Below are 19861 nucleotides of genomic sequence, written 5' to 3'. Positions count from 1 at the left end.
GTTCTGTCCTGCCCTTATTTAAACTGTTTGAGGAAACGCAGATCGTTTTCGAAGAATGCGCGCAAATCGGTCACGCCATAACGCAGCATGGTCAGACGCTCCATGCCCATGCCGAAGGCAAAGCCGGAGTAAACTTCCGGATCGATGCCGACGTTACGCAGTACGTTCGGGTGCACCATGCCGCAGCCCAGTACTTCCAGCCATTTACCGTTTTTACCCATAACGTCAACTTCTGCAGACGGCTCGGTGAACGGGAAGTAGGACGGACGGAAGCGTACCTGCAGATCTTCTTCGAAGAAGTTATTCAGGAAATCGTGCAGGGTACCTTTCAGATTGGTGAAGCTGATGTTCTTATCAACAATCAGACCTTCCATCTGATGGAACATCGGGGTGTGGGTCTGATCGTAATCGTTACGATAGACGCGGCCCGGCGCGATAATACGAATTGGCGGCTGCTGGTTTTCCATGGTGCGGATCTGTACGCCAGAAGTCTGAGTACGCAGCAGACGGGTCGCATCGAACCAGAAGGTATCATGGTCGGCGCGAGCCGGATGGTGACCCGGAATGTTCAGCGCATCGAAGTTATGATAGTCATCTTCGATTTCCGGGCCAGTCGCCACGGTGAAGCCGAGTTCGCCGAAGAAGTTTTCGATACGATCGATGGTGCGGGTAACCGGATGTAAACCGCCGTTTTCGATGCGGCGACCCGGCAGCGAGACGTCGATGGTCTCTGCCGCCAGACGGGCATTGAGCGCGGCGCCTTCCAGCTCAGCCTTACGCGCGTTCAGCGCCTGCTGCACCTGCTCTTTCGCTTCGTTAATGACCGCACCCGCTGCCGGGCGCTCTTCCGGCGGCAACTCACGCAGGGTGGTCATTTGCAGGGTCAGATGCCCTTTTTTGCCCAGATATTCAACGCGGACGTTGTCCAGCGCGGCAACATCTGATGCCTCGTTAATGGCTGCCTTGGCACTGGCAACCAGCTCTGCGAGATGTGACATGGTTTTCCTCATTATGTCGGTGCAGACACCGGTTTTAGTGAAATAAATATCCCGAATCTATATACGAAAAAAGCCTCCACAGGGGAGGCTTTCTGGCGCTGTTTTCCGTTTCTTCTTTCACGCGCTAGCCTCCTGAGTTCAGGTGCTAAAGTAAAAAAAGAAGCGGAAAATAGCAGCATTCATGCTTGCATTACCTTGTCTGGTAAGAAATGTCAGACCTGTATTGAAAAGCCTGCACGGATAAAAGTCAATGTATTGATAGTGTTGAAACGAAAAGAGGGAGACAAGCTCCCTCTTTCAACTGGCTTATGCCAGAGCTGCTTTCGCTTTTTCGACCAGAGCGGTGAACGCTAATTTGTCGAATACGGCGATGTCAGCCAGGATCTTACGGTCGATTTCAACAGAGGCTTTTTTCAGGCCGTTGATGAATTTGCTGTAAGAAATACCGTTCTGACGTGCTGCTGCGTTGATACGCGCAATCCACAGTTGGCGGAACTGACGCTTTTTCTGACGACGGTCACGATAAGCGTACTGACCAGCTTTGATAACAGCCTGGAAGGCAACGCGGTATACGCGAGAACGCGCACCGTAGTAACCTTTAGCTTGTTTCAAAATTTTCTTGTGACGTGCACGGGCAACTACACCACGTTTTACGCGAGCCATATGTGCTCTCCTGTATCTATTCTAATTAAAAAGTTAAAAGGGTTAACGACTTATGCGTACGGCAGGCACGCGATTACCAGGCCCAGATCGCCTTTGGAAACCATGGCTTTCGGACGCAGGTGACGTTTACGCTTGGTAGCTTTTTTGGTCAGAATGTGACGCAGGTTAGCGTGCTTGTGCTTAAAACCACCTTTACCGGTTTTTTTGAAGCGCTTTGCAGCACCGCGTACGGTCTTAATTTTTGGCATTTTAATAACTTCCACTTCGCATTGTTAATAAACGAAACAAAGGCGAACAAACCAGTGAGCCGAAGCCCACCGGAATGTTACTTGATGGCCTTACTGTTTCTTCTTCGGAGCGAGCACCATGATCATCTGGCGGCCTTCGATCTTCGTTGGGAAGGATTCGACTACTGCCAGTTCAACCAGATCGTCTTTCACGCGATTAAGCACTTCCATACCGATCTGCTGGTGGGCCATCTCACGACCGCGGAAACGCAGCGTGATCTTGGCCTTATCGCCATCTTCGAGAAAGCGAATCAGGCTGCGGAGTTTTACCTGATAGTCACCTTCATCAGTACCAGGGCGGAATTTAATTTCCTTAACCTGGATAACTTTCTGCTTCTTCTTCTGTTCCTTAGAAGACTTACTCTTTTCATAAAGGAACTTGCCGTAGTCCATGATACGACAAACTGGCGGTTCGGCGTTAGGGCTGATTTCAACTAAATCTACTCCAGCCTCTTCAGCCTTTTCGATAGCTTCTCTCAGACTCACAATACCCAGCTGCTCACCTTCCAGACCAGTTAAGCGAACTTCCTGGGCGCGAATCTCGCCATTAATACGATTCGGACGTGCCGTTTGAACTCGTTTTCCGCCTTTAATACCTTATTCCTCCAGTTGTTGAAGACTGCGGCTGCGAATCTCTTGTTGCAGCTTCTCGATCACTTCATTTACGTCCATGCTGCCGAGGTCTTTACCGCGACGGGTACGCACGGCCACTTTGCCGGCTTCGACTTCTTTGTCGCCACAGACCAACATATACGGGACACGACGTAAAGTGTGCTCGCGGATTTTAAAGCCAATCTTCTCATTTCTCAAGTCCGCTTTTACGCGAATGCCCGCATTTTGTAGTTTACGCGTCAATTCGTTAACGTATTCAGACTGAGAATCAGTAATATTCATGACCACTACCTGCACTGGCGCAAGCCAGGTTGGGAAGAAGCCAGCGAACTCTTCGGTCAGGATGCCGATGAAGCGCTCCAGCGAGCCGAGAATCGCACGGTGAATCATTACTGGTACCTGACGCTCGTTGTTTTCGCCAACATAAGAGGCGCTTAAACGCTGCGGCAGGGAGAAGTCCAGCTGTACAGTACCGCACTGCCATGCACGATCGAGGCAGTCATACAGGGTAAATTCAATTTTCGGGCCGTAGAACGCCCCTTCGCCCAATTGATATTCAAATGGGATGTTGTTTTCTTCCAGCGCCACCGCCAGATCCGCTTCCGCGCGATCCCAGGTCTCATCGCTACCGATACGTTTTTCCGGGCGAGTAGACAGCTTGACGACGATTTTCTCGAAGCCAAAGGTGCTGTACATATCATAAACCATACGAATACAGGCGTTCACTTCATCGCGAACCTGATCTTCAGTACAGAAGATATGCGCATCATCCTGAGTAAAGCCACGAACGCGCATCAGGCCATGCAGCGCGCCCGACGGTTCGTTACGGTGGCAGCTACCGAATTCAGCCATACGCAGCGGCAGATCGCGGTAAGATTTCAACCCCTGGTTGAAGATCTGCACGTGACCCGGGCAGTTCATCGGCTTAATGCAGTATTCACGGTTCTCGGAAGAGGTGGTGAACATCGCATCTTTGTAGTTGTCCCAGTGGCCGGTTTTTTCCCACAGCACACGGTCCATCATGAACGGGCCTTTAACTTCCTGATACTGATACTCTTTCAGTTTCGAACGAACGAAAGTTTCCAGTTCACGGAAGATAGTCCAGCCATCATTGTGCCAGAACACCATACCCGGCGCTTCTTCCTGCATATGATACAGGTCAAGCTGTTTCCCGATTTTACGGTGGTCACGCTTAGCGGCTTCTTCCAGACGCTGCAGGTAGGCGTTCAGCGCTTTTTTATCTGCCCAGGCGGTGCCGTAGATACGCTGCAACATTTTATTGTTGCTGTCGCCACGCCAGTACGCGCCAGCGGTTTTCATCAGTTTGAAGTGATGGCAGAAACGCATATTCGGTACGTGCGGACCGCGGCACATATCGATATATTCTTCGTGATGATACAAGCCTGGCTTGTCATCATGGCCGATGTTTTCGTCAAGAATAGAAACTTTATAGGGTTCGCCGCGCTTCACGAAGGTTTCACGCGCTTCGTGCCAGCTGACTTTCTTCTTGATGACATCGTAGTTTTTCTCGGCGAGCTCGTGCATACGTTTTTCGAGCGCGTCGATGTCTTCCTGAGTCAGGGTGTGGTCCAGATCGACATCATAGTAAAAACCGTTGTCGACAACCGGGCCAATGGCCATTTTAGTGTTCGGCCACAGCTGTTTGATCGCATGACCTAACAGGTGAGCGCAGGAGTGACGAATGATCTCCAGACCGTCTTCATCTTTTGCGGTGATAATAGAAAGCGTGGAGTCAGTTTCGATCGGGTCGCAGGCGTCAACCAGCTCACCGTTTACACGTCCGGCGATGGTGGCTTTCGCCAGGCCTGGACCGATATCCAGAGCGACATCCATCGGGCTAACTGCGTGGTCGAAATGGCGTTGGCTGCCATCAGGAAGCGTAATTACAGGCATTTTATGTCCTTATTTGCAGTGGTGCCCCGCACGAAAGAGCACATACAAAACAATATAATCATAATTATCAACGAGTTGTGGCTCAGCTCCCGCTTCACTCTGCGAAAATATGAGTACGCCCGTCTATCTATTGAACCGCCCTCACCTGCAGCCGCTCGTTGATAACACCGAGGGTTAGTGTACACATCATTACTGCGCGATTAAAGTCGCAATAACTAAATGGTTATTCTTCTTTTAAATAGCAAGGGGCGATAACAATTTGTCGAGGCAATTCCCGCTTAAACCACGCGGTTAATTAACCGATCAATTACCTGAAATGAAGAGATAAATACCACCACCGCTAAAAAGCGAAATGAAAAAATCATCCGTTATAGTGAGTATTCATACCCGGCAGGAAATAACAGGAATCAGGCCGGTTGCCCGGCCTGAAAATTACATTTTATAACCGAGCGATAAGGTGGTGCGGCGGTCGGTATGCTCCGGCGCCGAAGCCGGCGGCTGCGAGTTCCACGTCAGGTTATAGGCGACACGCAGCGCAAAGTGGGCGTTGATTGCCACATTTAATGCGCTTTCCGAGTTCAGCGTCGTGTCTTCAGCGCCGAATACCGAAACACCTTGCGTAAATTTGGCGTTATCGGTCATCTGCCATGCCCAGGTGCCGGAGGCGTACCCCAGCGGCTGAGTTTCGTTATCGCCATCGGTGTACTCGTCGTAACGCACGCCCGGACCAAATTCAAAACGCAGGCTGTGAACCGGGCCGTTGAGGATCTGGCGACCATAACCGGCAGTCAGCACGTCGCGCTGTTGATAGCCGTTGTAGCGATCGGTCAGCCAGCTGGCCTGGCCAAATACATAGTTCATATCGGTCAGGTTATAACGACTACGGCCGCCCACGGCATATTTCTCCGAAGAGCGTTGATCGTTAGAGGACGTGTTGCTCGCATTGCCCCAGAGTGACCAGGCCGTGGTATCGCCGTACCAGGTCAGCGTGGAGTCAGCGGTCATTGAGGAGCTTTTCGTGTTGCCGGACTGAGCGAGATAACCCGCATTCACAGCACCTTCGAAAGGTTTTTTGGCAGTGGAAGGGTCATCCATGACGGTAAAAACGGAATCATCGGCCAGTGCGTTTACAGACGCAAAAAGCCCCCCCGCCAGCAATGCCGCTGCGGGTACTGTCTTCAAAAGCTTCATTATAACTCTCTAAAATACATATCTTCAGGACAGTACAAATGATGAATGGACCAGCGATCCCTTCATTTAATTTAGAGTCCGTACAACATTTAAGGAGACCAGGCAGGTCCCGGAAACTTTCGCGAGGCGCGCTGAATGCGAGTCCTAAGAAAGGCGCTTGATTATAAAAAAGCACGAATAACTTAGCAATCAGTTGCTATTTCGTTTTTTGAATAAGACGGTTCCCAAAACAATCTTTATTTCATAAAGATAAAAACCCAGACATCTTTGTAAATCCATCGTCCGCCCCGCTTCCCCTCACTCCATTTCAGTGCCATGCTTAAAAAAGCAGCTTTATTCGTATTAAGGAGGAACAGGATGACCAAAATTTATACGCTCACGCTGGCCCCATCACTCGATAGCGCAACGCTGACACCGCAAATATACCCTGAAGGCAAGTTACGCTGTAGCGCACCGGTATTCGAACCCGGAGGCGGCGGGATCAACGTCGCCCGGGCCATTACCTTTCTGGGCGGTAAAGCGACGGCGATTTTCCCGGTTGGGGGCGCCACCGGCGAGCATCTTACCGCCCTGATGGCTGATGAGCAGGTCCCGGTCGAAACAATAGAAACCCGCGACTGGACGCGGCAGAACTTACATGTGCATGTCGATGCCAGCGGCGAACAATATCGCTTTGTCATGCCCGGCGCGGCGCTAACCGAAGATGAGTTCCGTCGCCTGGAAGAGAAAGTACTCGCGATTGAGCCCGGTTCTCTGCTGGTTATCAGCGGCAGTCTGCCGCCCGGAATCAGCGTCGAACATCTGACTCAACTGGTAAAAAACGCGCAGCAGCACGGGCTACGTTGCATCATCGACAGCTCCGGCGATGCGCTGGCCGCCGCGCTGGATGTCGGCAACATCGAGCTGGTCAAACCGAACCAGAAAGAGCTTAGCGCGCTGGTACAGCGCGACCTCAGCCAACCTGACGACGTGCGTAATGCCGCGCTGGAACTAATCCGCTCCGGAAAAGTACGCCGGGTTGTGGTTTCGCTGGGTCCGCAGGGGGCGCTGGGAGTTGATGCCACCGGCAGCGTACAGGTGGTGCCGCCACCGATGAAAAGCCAGAGCACCGTTGGCGCGGGTGACAGTATGGTCGGCGCAATGACGCTACGTCTGGCGGAACATGCCTCGCTTGAGGATATGGTCCGCTTTGGCGTTGCCGCCGGTAGCGCCGCCACGATTAACCACGGCACCCGCCTGTGTTCATTAACCAACACGCAGAAAATCTACGATTACCTTTGTGGCCGCTAGTCTCGACCCCCTTCACCCGGGTGAAGGGGGTCAATTCGCTACCATGGTCTATGCTAGAAATTCCATGCATAACAACAGAGTGAAAAATGAGCAACGATATTACCGCGCACGTGATCACCGTTAAGTTCCAGGAACAAGCGCTGACTGAGATTAACGAGCTCAGCAATCATTTCATTCGCGCAGGCTTCGTCCTGACGCTCAACGACGATGATGGCAAAACCCATGATTTAGGTACCAACACATTTGGCCTGCTGAGCGCGCAAAGCCCCGAAGACGTTCGGGCATTAAGCGCAGGTCTCGCGGAAGCCGCTTTAGGCAGGCCGGCAGAGATCGCCATCACCACATTTAGCGAATGGTTAAAAGCTCAATAAGTGCGATCGCCATCGTGGAAGACGTCAGTTGTGCGTTAGCTCGAACTTTACGGCCAGGTTATACGCTAACCTTATGATATGGTGGAAAACATGGGGAGAGACAGCATGTGGCAAGCTATTAGCAATTTGTTAAGCGAGCAGCACACTGACGGCGCTGAAATCGAACTGCGCAACGAGCTACCCGGCGGAGAGATCCATGCCGCCTGGCATTTACGTTTTGGCGGAAAAGATTATTTCGTCAAATGCGATGAACGCGAACTGCTCCCCATTTTTACCGCGGAGGCGGACCAGCTGGAGCTGCTCTCGCGCTGTAAAACCGTCAGCGTTCCGCAGGTTTTTGCCGTCGGCAGCGACCGGGATTACAGTTTTCTGGTGATGGAATATTTGCCGCCGCGACCGCTGGACGCGCATAACGCGTTTCTGCTTGGTCAGCAAATCGCCCATTTACATCAGTGGAGCGACCAGCCGCAGTTTGGCCTTGATTTTGACAACGATCTGTCGACGACCCCGCAGCCGAATGCCTGGCAGCGCCGCTGGTCAACGTTTTTCGCTGAACAACGCATTGGCTGGCAGCTGGAGCTAGCGGCGGAAAAAGGACTGCACTTCGGCGATATCGACAACATTGTCGAAAGTGTACAGCAGCGGCTCAGCAGCCATCAGCCGCAGCCTTCTTTATTACATGGCGACTTGTGGTCCGGGAACTGCGCGCTAGGGCCCAATGGGCCGTATATTTTCGATCCGGCATGTTATTGGGGCGATCGCGAATGCGATCTGGCAATGCTGCCTCTGCATCCGGAACAACCGCCGCAGATTTACGATGGCTATCAGTCGGTCTCGCCGCTGCCCGCTGGTTTCCTTGAACGGCAACCGATTTACCAGCTATACACTTTACTTAATCGGGCAATTCTGTTCGGCGGTCAGCACCTGGTCACCGCGCAAAAAGCGCTCGATGAAGCCCTGCAATAGGCGTAAAAAAAGGCCCTCAAAAGGGCCTTTTTCATCAGCGAGCTTAATCCATTTTTACGCCGTTTAAGCGGAATTTGATATTCATCGTCAAACCAGTGCCCGGCCTGCCTGCCTCGTAGCGCCATTTGCGCATCGCGGTTTTGACATCACGCTCAAACATATTGGCCGGCTTCGCAGAGAGTATCTGGATATTCTCCACCCGACCATCGGCGGTGACATCAAATTTCACGCGCACGTCACCTTCAATACGCAGCGCCTGCGCACGTTGCGGGTAAGACGGGTCGCCGCGTTTCAACGCTTTAGGACCGCTCGGCGCGGTGGTCATCGGTTTTGCCGTTGCCGCCGTGGTACTCGGGGCAGTACGCGCAGGCGCCGTATTGTTATTCTCAAACGGCGAGACCGGGCGCGGCTCAGCGGGCTTCACCTCGCGTTTCGGCTCGACTTTTTTCTCCGGCTTAGGCTTTGGTTTCGGCTTGGGTTTGGGCTTCGGCTCCGGTTTGTGGATAACCACTGGTGCCTCTTTTGGCGGCTCAGGCACCACTTCAGGCTCCGGTTCCGGCTCCGGTTCAACAACGGGTTCAACGACCGGCTGCGCCGCCTGCGGAGGCTCTAAATCCGCCGGCGCCACCATCGTGATTTCGATTGGCTGTGAAGGCGAAGGCTTTTCAATAACCTGATGTACCGAGGTATAAAGCAACCCCGCCACAACGGCACCGTGGATAGCCACGGACAGCAGCGTTGGCCACGGAAAGCGGCGAGGTAAATCAAGGGTCATTGCGCTCATAGTCGTTTCTGTTGAAAAATGATGCCCTGATTTTAAATGCAAATAGCAATCATATTCAATAAGACGTGTTATCTTGCATCAAATTTTGCCTCGTTTTGTGGAAAAAAACCGGCGTGCCGTGGCATGCTAAAGGCGTGCGCATCTTACATTGCTGCCCATAACGCTTTCACGTCACGTGATTTGCCTATTTTTTGATTAAGGAGCCTTGCCGTGCTTTACGTCATCTACGCAGAAGATATCGCCGATTCTCTGGAAAAACGCCAGGCGGTGCGCCCTGCCCATCTGGCGCGCCTACAACTATTACATGATGAAGGCCGTTTACTGACCGCAGGCCCGATGCCCGCGGTGGATAGCAATGAACCTGGCGCGGCAGGATTTAGCGGCTCAACGGTTATCGCAGAATTTGAATCGCTGGAAGCGGCGCAGTCCTGGGCCAACGATGACCCCTATATCGCCGCGGGCGTCTATCAGCACGTCTCGGTGAAACCTTACAAGAAAGTATTTTAGTTAAGCAAATTAGCTAGTTAATATCAGTAAGATATACCAATCATAATATAGCGATCATTCTGTAAAGGACGCATTTAGGTACACTAAGTGCAGAATGGTCGCCCTTCCTTGGATCCTCGATACGTCTTCTATACTTTCAGTCTGACCACTGGAGGTTGATATGTGCGGACGCTTCTCCCAGTCAATGACCCGTGAAGATTATCTTTCCTGTCTTGCCGATGAAGCCGATCGTGACATCGCATATGACCCGGAGCCGATTGGTCGATACAACGTCGCGCCCGGTACCAAAGTTTTGCTTCTGAGCGAACGCGATGAACAATTGCATATCGATCCTGTCTACTGGGGTTATGCGCCAGGATGGTGGGATAAACCACCTCTGATTAACGCACGCGTCGAAACGGCGGCCACCAGCAGGATGTTTAAGCCGCTATGGCAACATGACCTGGCGATCTGCTTTGCTGATGGTTGGTTCGAATGGAAGAAAGAAGGCGACAAGAAGCAGCCCTACTTTATCCATCGTGCCGATGGCCAGCCGATATTCATGGCAGCAATCGGAAGCACACCATTTGAACGCGGAGATGAAGCCGAAGGTTTTCTGATCGTCACTGCAGCAGCAGATAAAGGGCTGGTAGATATTCACGACCGCCGGCTGCTTGTACTTTCACCAGAAGCAGCCAGGGAATGGATGAGACAGGATACAGGAGGGAAAGAAGCCGAAGAAATAGCTGAGACGGTTCCGTGTCAGTTGACTATTTTACATGGTTCCCTGTTTCCCGGGCCGTGGGTAACGTTAAAAACCAGGGGCCAGAATTAATCGAGGCTATTGAGCGCCTATAAATTGATAATGTCCGAAATATGCCAGTAGCAGACATTGCTTTCCAGCGTTCATTGTCCTAAAAGTTAATGACCCAATGTAATCAGGACAATACTATGCTCCTTGAGAGACTTAAACGTCTCGAATGTTCTCTTCATGATAACAAGCGGAACGATCGGAAATGGCTTGAACATATACTTCATGAGGAATTTCGAGAGATAACGCGATCTGGCATGTTAGTTGATCGGGCAGAAACAATAGAGGCACTTTCTACTGAAGTTGATAGACCAATCATTCACAGTGACGAATTTAGACTTATCATCGTTAGAAATAATTTCGCAATATTGCATTACCGGACTTTTGATCCAGATGGTAGTAATGCCTCTCTTCGTTCTTCATGCTGGGAAATGAGTGGAAATGGCCAATGGCAAATGGTATTCCATCAGGGAACTCCTGAGTCAAGGCGTGTCTAGCTCCAAGTTGCATCGTCCGCTCCTCGCTCGCAGCGGACCTTCAGCTTGTATAACTATTCCGCTTCGTGCCAATGACCGACGTTATTTCTATCCAAAGCGCAGTAGAACGATTCTTTTATTTAAATGATATAGAGTATGTACGCTCACATTGGTTGTCTTAACCATTCACTTTGCTTGAGGGAAAAAATCAGACTCGGCGGTGCATCTTTCACATCATAAATCTCTTTTATATATTGAAACCCAGTTTTTTTTAGAACCTTCTGCGATGCCAGGTGGTTAGCTCTCACTACGGCGGATATCTCGGACAGATTTAACTTACAAAATCCATATTGGACAGAGTTTTTCGAGAACTCTGTCGCCAGACCTTTTCCCCATGCCTCTGTGGCGAAACGATACCCTAAATTATTAATTACTATATCCGCATAACTACGGATACGCAGCCCCCCAAAGCCAATGATTTTTTCCGGGCTATCCTTCAAAGAGATTGCCCAGTTTCCAAAACCGTGGGTTTCCCAGTGGTTAATCCAGTGAGCTAAAACAGTTTGAGCATGATGTATGTCAGGATAGGGCCCTGCGGGGTTAAAGGTGTTCGTAGCCGGGTCACCATAAATTCTGAAAAGGTCATCAAGGTCAGACTTCGTTACGGGGCGAAGATATAGTCGGGTAGATTGAAGTTGCAAAACAATTTCCTTACTAAAGAGCTCATCAGAATAGTTAGATAACTGTATATAGTGAATCACCTGACTTCGAGCAAATCACTGTATCTAAGCTTTTATTCCGGCACGCTTCATCAGTCGCCAGACCCGGTTCACTCCGCACTGCTGTCCGGTATCACGCACTTGCGATTGACCTGCCCCCCAGGATTAGATACAACCTTCAGTTAGTAATGTCGGTTGGTGACCCGCTCCCCATATGTGATCCATTCATAATCAGGAATAACCGGCTTCATGTTGGCTGCATATTCTGCCAACCGGCAGACTTCTCAGCGAATTCGGATGGCGTCATCCAGCCCAGTGCAGAATGGGGACGCCTCTGATTATAGTGTATGCGCCAGGCCTCGATTTTGCACTGTGCATCCTCCAGAGACATGAACCAGTTCTCGTTCATACACCCACTTGCCCAGCATTTTCCCTGCAAATTCAGAGCCGTTATCGGTTTTCAGCAACTGTGGTAAGGGACGTCTGAGCGCAATAGTGTTCAGCATCTCTGCGACCTCCGTTGAGTGCAGATTCTGGCCCACGCAGATCCCCAGACATTCGCGTGTGTAGAGATCAATGACTGTCAGCAGACGTAACCGAAGCCCGTCAAATAAGGCATCAGAGACAAAGTCCATGCCCCAGACATGATTCGGATACAGCCCCTGAGGCTGGGACTGTCGGCGCTGTGCCGATTTATTCCGGCGTGGGCGTTTGAGACGCAGGGACAGCCCCTGCTCGCTGTAGAGTCGGTAAATGCGTTTATGATTATCCCGCAAGTCCTCCCGCCTGAGCATGACGTGAACCCTGCGGTAGCCATAGTGAACCCGGGTTTCGGTGATCTCCCTGATACGGAGGCGCAACGCGCTGTCGTCTGCTGCAACAGAACGGTAGCGGAAAGAGCTGCGGCTGACCCGTAGCGCAAAACAGACCTGCCTCTCACTGGCTCCGTAGCGTGCCTGCTGGTCCCGGACCCATTCGCGCAGACGCGCTAGCGTCAGTTCTTTTTTGCCAGCACATCCTGCAGCATGGCCTTGTCGAGGCTCAGATCGGCAACCAGCTTCTTCAACCTGAGATTCTCTTCCTCGAGCTGCCGCGTGTGTTTCAGCTCCGAAGGAGAAATCCCGCCCTATTTCTTGCGCCATGTATAGAACGTGGCATCGGAAATGCCCTGCTTACCGCAGACCTCCGGCACGGACGTCCCCAGTTCAGCCTGCTTCAGGGCAAAACAATCTGTTCTTCGGTGAATCGTGACTTTTTCATCGGCACCACCTCCGTTCAGGGAGTGTAGATCATGCCGGCATTCTGTTTCTGAATGGTGCAGGATTTCGGGTCAGGGCCACAGCCGCAGTGTTCATGCAACCCTTCGTACCGGTATTGATCAACAGGTGGCCAATTCCGGGTTTGTTTCCTATTTTTTAAACCAGAACCCTTTCTTTAAGGCAATGAGGTCATGCTGAACACGTGGATCATCCTGATTGTGGCCATCGCGGCCGAAACCTTTGCAACAACCATGGTCAGAGCATCAGAAGGATTCACACGCCTGCTTCCTTCCCTTGGGGTCGTCGCCGGTTATGCCGTGTCATTTTACGGACTCTCTCAGGTCGTTAAGGTCATGAATCTGGGGATCGCTTACGCGATATGGGCCGGCCTGGGCATCTTTCTTGTCTCCATTTTTTCCTGGTTTCTCTTCGGCCAGAAGCTTGATCTTCCCGCCATTGCAGGGATGGGCTTGATACTGTCGGGGGTGGTGGTCATTCAGCTGTTTTCCTCCACCGTCACACACTGATATTATCTGCAGGTACTGGATATGCCGAAACGTATACAGATTGCAGAAAAAAACTATCTTCCTGCCCTCATTATCTGGCCCGTCATTTATCTTATTCTGGCATTTATCTCTCTGAAACTGGACGATCCGCAAAATCGTGTAGCGATGGTCTGGTTTCCTGCCGGGGCTGCTGTCAGCGCTTTCCTTTCTCTGCCGCGACGATTCTGGCCCGCAATGTATATCGTGCTCTTTGCTGCCCGCGCAGGGATGGATCTGCTGATGCGCCATTCTTCGGAAACATCCCTGATACTTTCCCTGATTTCAGTCAGTGGTGACGTTACAGTGGCGCTGGCCGTACAGCACTACAGTCGTGGACAGGATGATTTTCGTAAGGTGTGTGTCTGGCTAATCAGTACCCTGATCATCAGCGCGCTGGCTGGTATGGCAGCAGCAGGATGGCTGTCTTCGCGTCATCCCGTGTCTTTTGCGGATACCACTGCTTTGTGGTGGGCGGCAAATGTCAGCGGCAACATCGTCGCCACTACCATACTGACAGGTCTGACATGGGAGCCAGCCCGGAAGGCAACGGGGGACGTCGTAAAGACCCTCGCCAGCGTGCTGTTGGTCGCGGTGATTGCCATACTCATTTTCTCTTCCCCTTCCGGGGAAGAGTCCCGGGCGGGGCTCATTTACGGACTGGCCTGCTTGCCGGTCCTGTTGACTGCTGTCGTCCCGGTCATCGCCGGTGCCCAAGCCGGCGCGCTGGCTTTTCTGGCACTGAGCATCGTTGTGGTTTCCTTTTCATGGCACCAGACAGGCCCCTTTTTTATTAATGGCCTGGATCCGGGCGAACCGCTGCTTCTCGCTCAGGGATACCTGTCCGGTACGGCCATCCTGACTATCTTTGTCCGGCTGTTACTGCGGTTGCCGGATAAGCTAAACGGTCCGGGGCGTAAGCAGATGCATCACGAAGAAACCGCCTTTCGCATGGATATCCGAAGTGGCCGGATCGACTGGGATCTGCAGGGAACACCGGTGCTGGCAGATACGGTGGCACACCTGCCTGACAGAAAAATCCTGCTCCAGAGCGTGGATACTGCTGTCAGGCAACAGTTAACATCACGCTGGGAACAGGCAATCCGCGGCCTGCCCGTAGGCGGATCGTTGATATTCCGGCTTACATTGCCGGGAGATGAACACGTAATGATCTGCGAGCGGGGACTATTCTTTTTGCCCGGTACAACAGGTGGATTCCTCGTCGGATACTGGTTACCCGCTAGTGGTCCGGTTTCCGTTATCCGTCCGGAGGACCACTGAATATGCTGCAGATTGCACTGCTTTTATGCGGCCGACGTTTTATCGGTGGCAACCGGTACCTTCTTACTGCTGCAGGTCTGATTTGGGGTCTTTTCGGTTTTCTGGTACTGGCGGACGGTATGCTGGGAGCACGCTATTTTCCGCTCGGACTTTTTGGCTGGTTTCTTTTGTGCGAGAGTCTGTTAACGCTTGTTGCGTCATCCGGTGCCACCGGGGCTAAGCGAGGAATTTATCTGTTTAAAGGTGGGATTATTGGAGCCGTGGCCCTGCTTATTCTGTCAGGATATTCAGGCAGTAATCTCCTCCTGGCTATCATACTGGGATTTATCTGTTTGTTGTCCGGCGCTTTTCAGGTTGCTGCCGCCTGGGTGGTTCGTTATCCGTACTGGAGACGCGCGCTGGCTGGCGGGATGTGTCAGATCCTGTATGCGGTATTCCTTTTCCAGCCCTATCCCACTCATCATGATGGAACGGTTCCTCAGTTCATCGGGGCGCTGATGCTGCTCAGTGCCGTTGACTGCATTCTGCTTGCTTTTCGGCTCCGAAGTCTGGCCCCGGGGGTGACTATTTTTGATGTCCAGTCTCCGGACAGCACAGGATACGCGCCGACAAATACAGAACCACAGCATCCCTGTCAGGAAGAAGTGGCGTTGGAAGCGACAGAGCTCCGTGTTCTGGTCTGGACACCGGAAGGTTCTGCTACTCAGGACACTCTCCCCCGGCCAGTGATGAATCGCTATATTGCAGCAGTGGATTCTGCCGGGGTCATTTCTACCGGACATGCCGCGCTGGAGATGCAGGATATCTATATCAGTCTTTACCCGGCAGTGGATATAGATCGGTCCCCTTCGGAGTTTTTTCGCACACTCCGGGCCGTACGGGAGAATAATGTACCCGGAAAATTTCAGGACAGTTACGCATCAGAGTCCGCCGCCTGGTGTGAAGCCGACAGACAGGTTTGTTTTCATACTTTCAACGCGGTATCGCTCCGGGCATTCACTACATACTATCGCCGCCAGGAAATATATAACCTTACCTGGCGAAATTGCTCCAGCAGTGTGGCATACGCACTTGAAGCCGCGTTAGATGGTGTGCTGTGCAACCGGAGCGGCTGGTCAGTTTTTTTACGGCTCTTCTTGCAGCCGGAGCTCTGGATCGCAGCACAACTCCGCCGCCGTGCCACTACCATGGCCTGGACACCCGGGCTGGTTCTGGATTATTCCCGCGCATTGCACGGGCTGGTTCACCCGGCCAGACTGAACTGGTTTCGCAAACCATGAGATGCGACAGCGTCAGGCAAAGGTGCTCCTTCCGGGCGGTAGAAGAAACATCACCGGCTTCTGACTCCGCCTCCCTTCCGAGCCCTGACAGAAACCGGTATACCTCAGGGTTGTCGGGTCGTGCCGACAAGTGGTGTCCTGTCAGGATGCTTGTTTCTGCCATCGCAACAGACGGTACTGTTACCCCAGCATTGTTCATACGGAAAACCGATCAGGGCTTCCATGACGGCACGAACATCCGCTGTGACATGTGAAATCTGGCCACCAGCCCGGATACGTGCCACCTCAGCAAGCACCACCAGATGTGCCTTCCGGTTCAGCTTCATCTGCGCGCTGAAATAAATCCCCGCGAGAGCCAGTGCAATCACACCGACGCAAAAGACCAGCGCAATAGCCATTACCGCACTTTCCGGCTGGGTTTGCGATTTAGACTGGAATCCATAGAAACTCAGGATCGCTCCCATAGAAAACACAATCACAGAGCGCACAAGTTTACCGGAGAAGGTCATCGTGCCGGCATAGATCCCCTCGCGGCGGCGTCCGGTAAAGACTTCGTCAACATCAGCGAGAAAGGTATACACAGTCCAGGGAATGTAATACACCCCGCCCGTACCGATCCCGAAGACAACGGTAATCGCCAGCATCGCCGCAGTGGCATACTGTTGAGGTAGGTGGAAAAAATAGAGCGCGGCATAACACAGTACGGAAAAAATAACGATACCCAGCGCAAGTATATAGGGCTTGCTGAACCCATGTTTTACGCAGATAGCAATAAAAATAGCTGTGGAAAAGAGCTGAAGTACGGAGTTCAGGCTGCTCAGTCCGGATACCATGGTCGGATCATACTGCAGGACAAAAATGATAAAGTAGGTAAAGACAGAAGCAAACAGCCACTCTGCCCCGAAGCCGCACAAATACATACCCAGATGTTTGCGAAAAACACGCAGTGAAAAAGTCGATCTCATCTCCCTCAGCAATGCCAGCATTGCATGGCTGAGCGTGGTGTTTTCTTCACTTTCCGGCGAAGCATCTGCGGCCGGGCGCTCCCACGAGTAATACCAGAGTGTCCCCATCGCCACACATAAAATCACCCCATATGTCAGGGCGGTGTAAAAAAATGGGGTGGCCGATTCTTTACCGTAAACAAGAATGAACTGGCCCGGAATGAAAGCGGCGAGAAAGTTGGCTACTTTACCAAAAATAGCTTTAAAACCAGTGAGTTTAGATCGTTTTGCGAAATCTGCGGTCATTTCAGTGGCGAGTGTTTCATAGGGCACCATGACGGAGGTGTAGATCAACTCAAACAACACATAGGTACAAAGGTAATACCAGAAACCAAATCCATCGATCCACAGCAGGGGGTAGACCATCATCAGGGGGATGCCCAGCAGAATGAAGAACCGGCGGCGGCCAAAGCGTTTACCGAGACGCGTTTTGCCGAAATTATCTGAAATATATCCCATGAGCGGATTGCTGATGGCATCAATAATACTGGCAACCGAAAAAATAGCCGAAGCCTGCAGCAGTGTCAGACCACAAAAGGTGGTGTAAAAGTAAAGTAACCAGATACCGGCAATAGCCAGTGCCCCGCTACCCAGCAAGTTACCCCCTCCATATGCGAGCTGATGCCTGAAAAGAACTGGTCTTTCTATCTTCATAACCCTGCCCTTTGTTATCAAACAAGAAACGAAATATCGTTTTAGATTTTATAAGGCTGCGTTTTATAGTCAGGATAGCCGTAAAGAAAGGTGAGTATGTTCACATTAAAAACATTGCTAAGGGCGCTTCTGAAGAAATTGTGACCGGGGTTACATTTCCATCATCGGTACTGGACATTCCCCCTCGACAGAAAAGATACTTTGTTTTTTTTATTATGAAACACAATTTCATAATAAAATTTCCTTCTGTAATGCAGGGGCTAGTAATGGCTAAGGGTTCAACGATTCAGTTACATTTTCACCATTTCAGTGACCCGCATACCGGGGCTCGGATAACGCGTCTGACACCACCAGATGTGATATGTCATCGCAACTATTTCTATCAAAAAAGCTTTACACGTGACGGCAGTAAACTCCTGTTTGCTGCTGAATTTGACGGTCATCGCAACTATTACCTGCTGGACCGGCAAAAACAGACCGCCGTTCAACTTACACACGGTCGTGGTGACAATACTTTCGGTGGCTTTTTGTCGCCCGACGATCGCAGCCTTTATTACGTGAAAAACGAACGGGAATTACGTCGTGTCAGTCTGGATGATTACAGCGAACATACGATCTATACGGTACCGGAGGAATGGGTTGGCTATGGCACCTGGGTAGCAAACAGCGAATGTACGCGTCTGGTCGGTATCGAAATTGCCCGTGATGACTGGACACCGCTCACCGACTGGCAAAAATTCCGGACGTTTTACCTGCGTCGTCCGCATTGTCGCCTGTTGCAGGTGGATCTGCATAACGGTTCCACGCGGGTGATCCATGAAGCGAACGAATGGCTTGGACATCCCCTCTATCGACCTTACGACGACAGTACGGTGGCATTCTGTCATGAGGGACCTCACGATCTTGTGGATGCACGCATGTGGCTGGTCAACGAAGACGGGAGTAACGTACGCAAAGTGAAAACTCATGCGCCGGAAGAAAGCTGTACCCATGAGTTCTGGGTACCGGATGGTTCCGCACTCCTCTACGTTTCATACCTTAAAGGTCATTCCGAGCGTTACATTCGCCGCTTCTCACCACAAACCGGAGAAGACAGCAGCCTGATGACAATGCCGGCCTGCTCACATCTGATGAGCAATGCCGATGGCACGCTGCTGGTGGGTGATGGCTCGGGTACCCCGGTGGATGTACAGGATACCTCAGGGCATGTCATCGAAAACGATCCCTTTCTCTATCTCTTTGACACCCGAACCCGCCGCTATGCGCCACTGGCGACACATCAGAGTTCCTGGCAGGTGCTGGACGGCGACCGGCAGGTTACCCATCCGCATCCCTCTTTTTCACCCGACGACCGGGACGTGTTATTTACATCTGATTTCGAAGGCCTGCCGGCCCTTTATCTTGCACAAATACCGGATACTCTGGTCAGTTCACTTGGTAAGGAGTAACTATGTTTATTTTTAGGGACGAGACTTCGGAGGAAGATCTCGGTAACGGAGTACGCAGGCGGATTCTGGCGCACAGTGGTTCGCTGATGGCGGTCGAAGTACATTTTGAAAAGGGTGCTGTCGGGTCACTCCACCGGCATATTCACGAACAACTGACCTATGTGCTTTCCGGGCGCTTTGTGTTCACCATTGGCGATGAGACTCGTGAGGTGAAAGCCGGTGACACACTCTACAAACAACCGAATATCATACACGGTTGCGAGTGTCTGGAGGCAGGTATATTGCTGGATACTTTTACGCCACAGAGAGAGGATTTTCTGTAAGAGGCATGGTTTGACGTGGAGTCAGAGGAACCTGTAAAGAGCGGGAGAAGCCAGTGTGTAAGTATCCCGCATAATCGTGCCATTCATAAATGCAAAATGACGAACGGCATCGCTATTCTCTGCGCAGGTCCTGCAGCAGTGTTCCGTATTCCGCGTGAATGACGCTGGAAAATTCACGAATGTAAGCCACCGGGTCCGCTGTCTTGTGCCTGTCCGGTATCACGCACTTGCGATAACCATAGACGCAGCCAGACTCAAGCCAGAACTGTTTGATCTGCCCGGTCAGCATCTGGTCTGTCTGGAGACGGCGGATCCCGGTCTGAGCATCTGACTGTTCATTATGAGTGGAAGAATCCGGACCGTACTTCTTTATCCAGGCCTAAAGATTGTGAGTGGTGATATCGAGACGTGTTGCAACACTGGAAACAGAATGACCACGATCAACAACCTGTTTGACTGCTTCAATTTTAAACTCTTCAGAATAACGCTTACCGCTCATGGG

20 protein-coding genes, 3 pseudogenes and 1 other annotated feature are annotated in these 19861 nt (G+C 51.6%); of the genes and pseudogenes, 11 read left to right on the top strand and 12 right to left on the bottom strand.

Annotation, left to right across the window (positions count from 1 at the left end; all coding sequences use genetic code 11):
• Window positions 1–14: 14 nt before the first annotated feature.
• The 7 genes from pheS to ABLU86_RS22650 all read right to left on the bottom strand — a co-directional run bounded on the left by pheS (window position 15) and on the right by ABLU86_RS22650 (window position 5665).
• Entirely contained in the window at window positions 15–998 is a 984-nt protein-coding gene (gene pheS, locus ABLU86_RS22680) for a phenylalanine--tRNA ligase subunit alpha (protein ID WP_015367044.1), read from the bottom strand.
• 63 nt (window positions 999–1061) lie between these two features.
• Window positions 1062–1186 (bottom strand) — a sequence feature (Phe leader region).
• Window positions 1137–1181 carry a pheST operon leader peptide PheM gene (gene pheM, locus ABLU86_RS22675; protein WP_001386830.1) on the bottom strand — a complete coding sequence of 15 codons (45 nt, stop codon included), beginning with the start codon at window positions 1179–1181 and terminating at the stop codon, window positions 1137–1139. Its footprint overlaps the feature before it by 45 nt.
• 118 nt (window positions 1187–1304) lie before the next feature.
• Window positions 1305–1661, bottom strand: a complete 357-nt coding sequence (gene rplT, locus ABLU86_RS22670) for a 50S ribosomal protein L20 (protein WP_004102963.1) — start codon at window positions 1659–1661, stop codon at window positions 1305–1307.
• 50 nt (window positions 1662–1711) lie between these two features.
• The gene (rpmI, locus tag ABLU86_RS22665; protein ID WP_001124225.1) at window positions 1712–1909 is read right to left on the bottom strand and encodes a 50S ribosomal protein L35; all 198 of its coding nucleotides are present in this window, start codon (window positions 1907–1909) and stop codon (window positions 1712–1714) included.
• 90 nt (window positions 1910–1999) lie between these two features.
• Entirely contained in the window at window positions 2000–2542 is a 543-nt protein-coding gene (gene infC / locus ABLU86_RS22660; RefSeq protein ID WP_004189469.1) for a translation initiation factor IF-3, read from the bottom strand.
• A 3-nt stretch (window positions 2543–2545) separates the two neighbouring features.
• A complete protein-coding gene (gene thrS / locus ABLU86_RS22655; RefSeq protein ID WP_015367045.1) occupies window positions 2546–4474 on the bottom strand; it encodes a threonine--tRNA ligase in 1929 nt (642 codons plus the stop codon).
• A 432-nt stretch (window positions 4475–4906) separates the two neighbouring features.
• Window positions 4907–5665, bottom strand: coding sequence for a YdiY family protein (locus tag ABLU86_RS22650; RefSeq protein WP_015705111.1), 759 nt, complete (start codon window positions 5663–5665; stop codon window positions 4907–4909).
• A gap of 357 nt (window positions 5666–6022) precedes the next feature.
• Here ABLU86_RS22650 and pfkB point away from each other — a divergent pair, with 357 nt between their 5' ends.
• The 3 genes from pfkB (at window position 6023) to ABLU86_RS22635 (ending at window position 8292) form a co-directional block, all read left to right on the top strand.
• Window positions 6023–6955 (top strand): 6-phosphofructokinase II, encoded by a 933-nt coding sequence (gene pfkB / locus ABLU86_RS22645; RefSeq protein ID WP_020079097.1) that lies wholly within the window; start codon window positions 6023–6025, stop codon window positions 6953–6955.
• A gap of 86 nt (window positions 6956–7041) precedes the next feature.
• Window positions 7042–7326 carry a type V toxin-antitoxin system endoribonuclease antitoxin GhoS gene (gene ghoS / locus ABLU86_RS22640; RefSeq protein ID WP_015367048.1) on the top strand — a complete coding sequence of 95 codons (285 nt, stop codon included), beginning with the start codon at window positions 7042–7044 and terminating at the stop codon, window positions 7324–7326.
• A 105-nt stretch (window positions 7327–7431) separates the two neighbouring features.
• Window positions 7432–8292 (top strand): fructosamine kinase family protein, encoded by an 861-nt coding sequence (locus tag ABLU86_RS22635; RefSeq protein WP_015705109.1) that lies wholly within the window; start codon window positions 7432–7434, stop codon window positions 8290–8292.
• Window positions 8293–8335: 43 nt separating this feature from the next.
• Here the strand turns inward: ABLU86_RS22635 and tonB are convergent, their stop codons facing one another.
• The gene (gene tonB, locus ABLU86_RS22630; RefSeq protein WP_015367050.1) at window positions 8336–9076 is read right to left on the bottom strand and encodes a TonB system transport protein TonB; all 741 of its coding nucleotides are present in this window, start codon (window positions 9074–9076) and stop codon (window positions 8336–8338) included.
• Window positions 9077–9286: 210 nt separating this feature from the next.
• On the opposite strand from tonB, the gene ABLU86_RS22625 reads away from it, so the two are divergent.
• From ABLU86_RS22625 to ABLU86_RS22615, 3 genes and pseudogenes are all read left to right on the top strand, one after another.
• Window positions 9287–9583 carry a YciI family protein gene (locus ABLU86_RS22625; protein ID WP_015367051.1) on the top strand — a complete coding sequence of 99 codons (297 nt, stop codon included), beginning with the start codon at window positions 9287–9289 and terminating at the stop codon, window positions 9581–9583.
• 160 nt (window positions 9584–9743) lie between these two features.
• Window positions 9744–10420: pseudogene (locus ABLU86_RS22620) on the top strand (SOS response-associated peptidase).
• A 66-nt stretch (window positions 10421–10486) separates the two neighbouring features.
• Window positions 10487–10870: a nuclear transport factor 2 family protein gene (locus ABLU86_RS22615; protein ID WP_306301965.1), complete on the top strand. Its 384-nt coding sequence runs from the start codon at window positions 10487–10489 to the stop codon at window positions 10868–10870.
• Window positions 10871–11013: 143 nt separating this feature from the next.
• On the opposite strand, the gene ABLU86_RS22610 is transcribed toward ABLU86_RS22615, so the two are convergent.
• Together ABLU86_RS22610 and ABLU86_RS22605 are read right to left on the bottom strand one after the other, a co-directional pair.
• Entirely contained in the window at window positions 11014–11550 is a 537-nt protein-coding gene (locus ABLU86_RS22610; RefSeq protein ID WP_020079101.1) for a GNAT family N-acetyltransferase, read from the bottom strand.
• Window positions 11551–11815: 265 nt separating this feature from the next.
• A pseudogene (locus tag ABLU86_RS22605) lies at window positions 11816–12828 on the bottom strand (IS3 family transposase).
• A 190-nt stretch (window positions 12829–13018) separates the two neighbouring features.
• Here ABLU86_RS22605 and ABLU86_RS22600 point away from each other — a divergent pair.
• From ABLU86_RS22600 to ABLU86_RS22590, 3 genes are read left to right on the top strand one after another with little or no spacing between them, the layout of a single operon-like run.
• Entirely contained in the window at window positions 13019–13354 is a 336-nt protein-coding gene (locus ABLU86_RS22600) for an SMR family transporter (RefSeq protein WP_015367055.1), read from the top strand.
• A gap of 21 nt (window positions 13355–13375) precedes the next feature.
• Window positions 13376–14650 carry an MASE1 domain-containing protein gene (locus ABLU86_RS22595; protein WP_110921408.1) on the top strand — a complete coding sequence of 425 codons (1275 nt, stop codon included), beginning with the start codon at window positions 13376–13378 and terminating at the stop codon, window positions 14648–14650.
• A gap of 2 nt (window positions 14651–14652) precedes the next feature.
• Complete coding sequence (locus ABLU86_RS22590; protein WP_015367057.1) at window positions 14653–15930, top strand: hypothetical protein; 1278 nt, start codon at window positions 14653–14655, stop codon at window positions 15928–15930.
• A gap of 104 nt (window positions 15931–16034) precedes the next feature.
• On the opposite strand, the gene ABLU86_RS22585 is transcribed toward ABLU86_RS22590, so the two are convergent.
• The gene (locus ABLU86_RS22585) at window positions 16035–17588 is read right to left on the bottom strand and encodes an MFS transporter (RefSeq protein WP_348796397.1); all 1554 of its coding nucleotides are present in this window, start codon (window positions 17586–17588) and stop codon (window positions 16035–16037) included.
• A 266-nt stretch (window positions 17589–17854) separates the two neighbouring features.
• On the opposite strand from ABLU86_RS22585, the gene ABLU86_RS22580 reads away from it, so the two are divergent.
• Window positions 17855–19036: an oligogalacturonate lyase family protein gene (locus tag ABLU86_RS22580; protein ID WP_015367059.1), complete on the top strand. Its 1182-nt coding sequence runs from the start codon at window positions 17855–17857 to the stop codon at window positions 19034–19036.
• Between the two features lie 2 nt (window positions 19037–19038).
• Entirely contained in the window at window positions 19039–19359 is a 321-nt protein-coding gene (locus ABLU86_RS22575; RefSeq protein ID WP_020079107.1) for a cupin domain-containing protein, read from the top strand.
• Between the two features lie 226 nt (window positions 19360–19585).
• Here the strand turns inward: ABLU86_RS22575 and ABLU86_RS22570 are convergent.
• Window positions 19586–19858, bottom strand: a pseudogene (locus ABLU86_RS22570) (transposase); the annotation flags it as partial.
• Window positions 19859–19861 lie beyond the last annotated feature (3 nt).

The sequence above is a fragment of the Klebsiella sp. JN_Kp121 genome, from assembly GCF_040062145.1.
In the GTDB taxonomy this organism is placed as follows: Bacteria; Pseudomonadota; Gammaproteobacteria; order Enterobacterales; family Enterobacteriaceae; genus Klebsiella; species Klebsiella aerogenes.
This window is presented reverse-complemented; position numbering and strand designations above follow the sequence as displayed.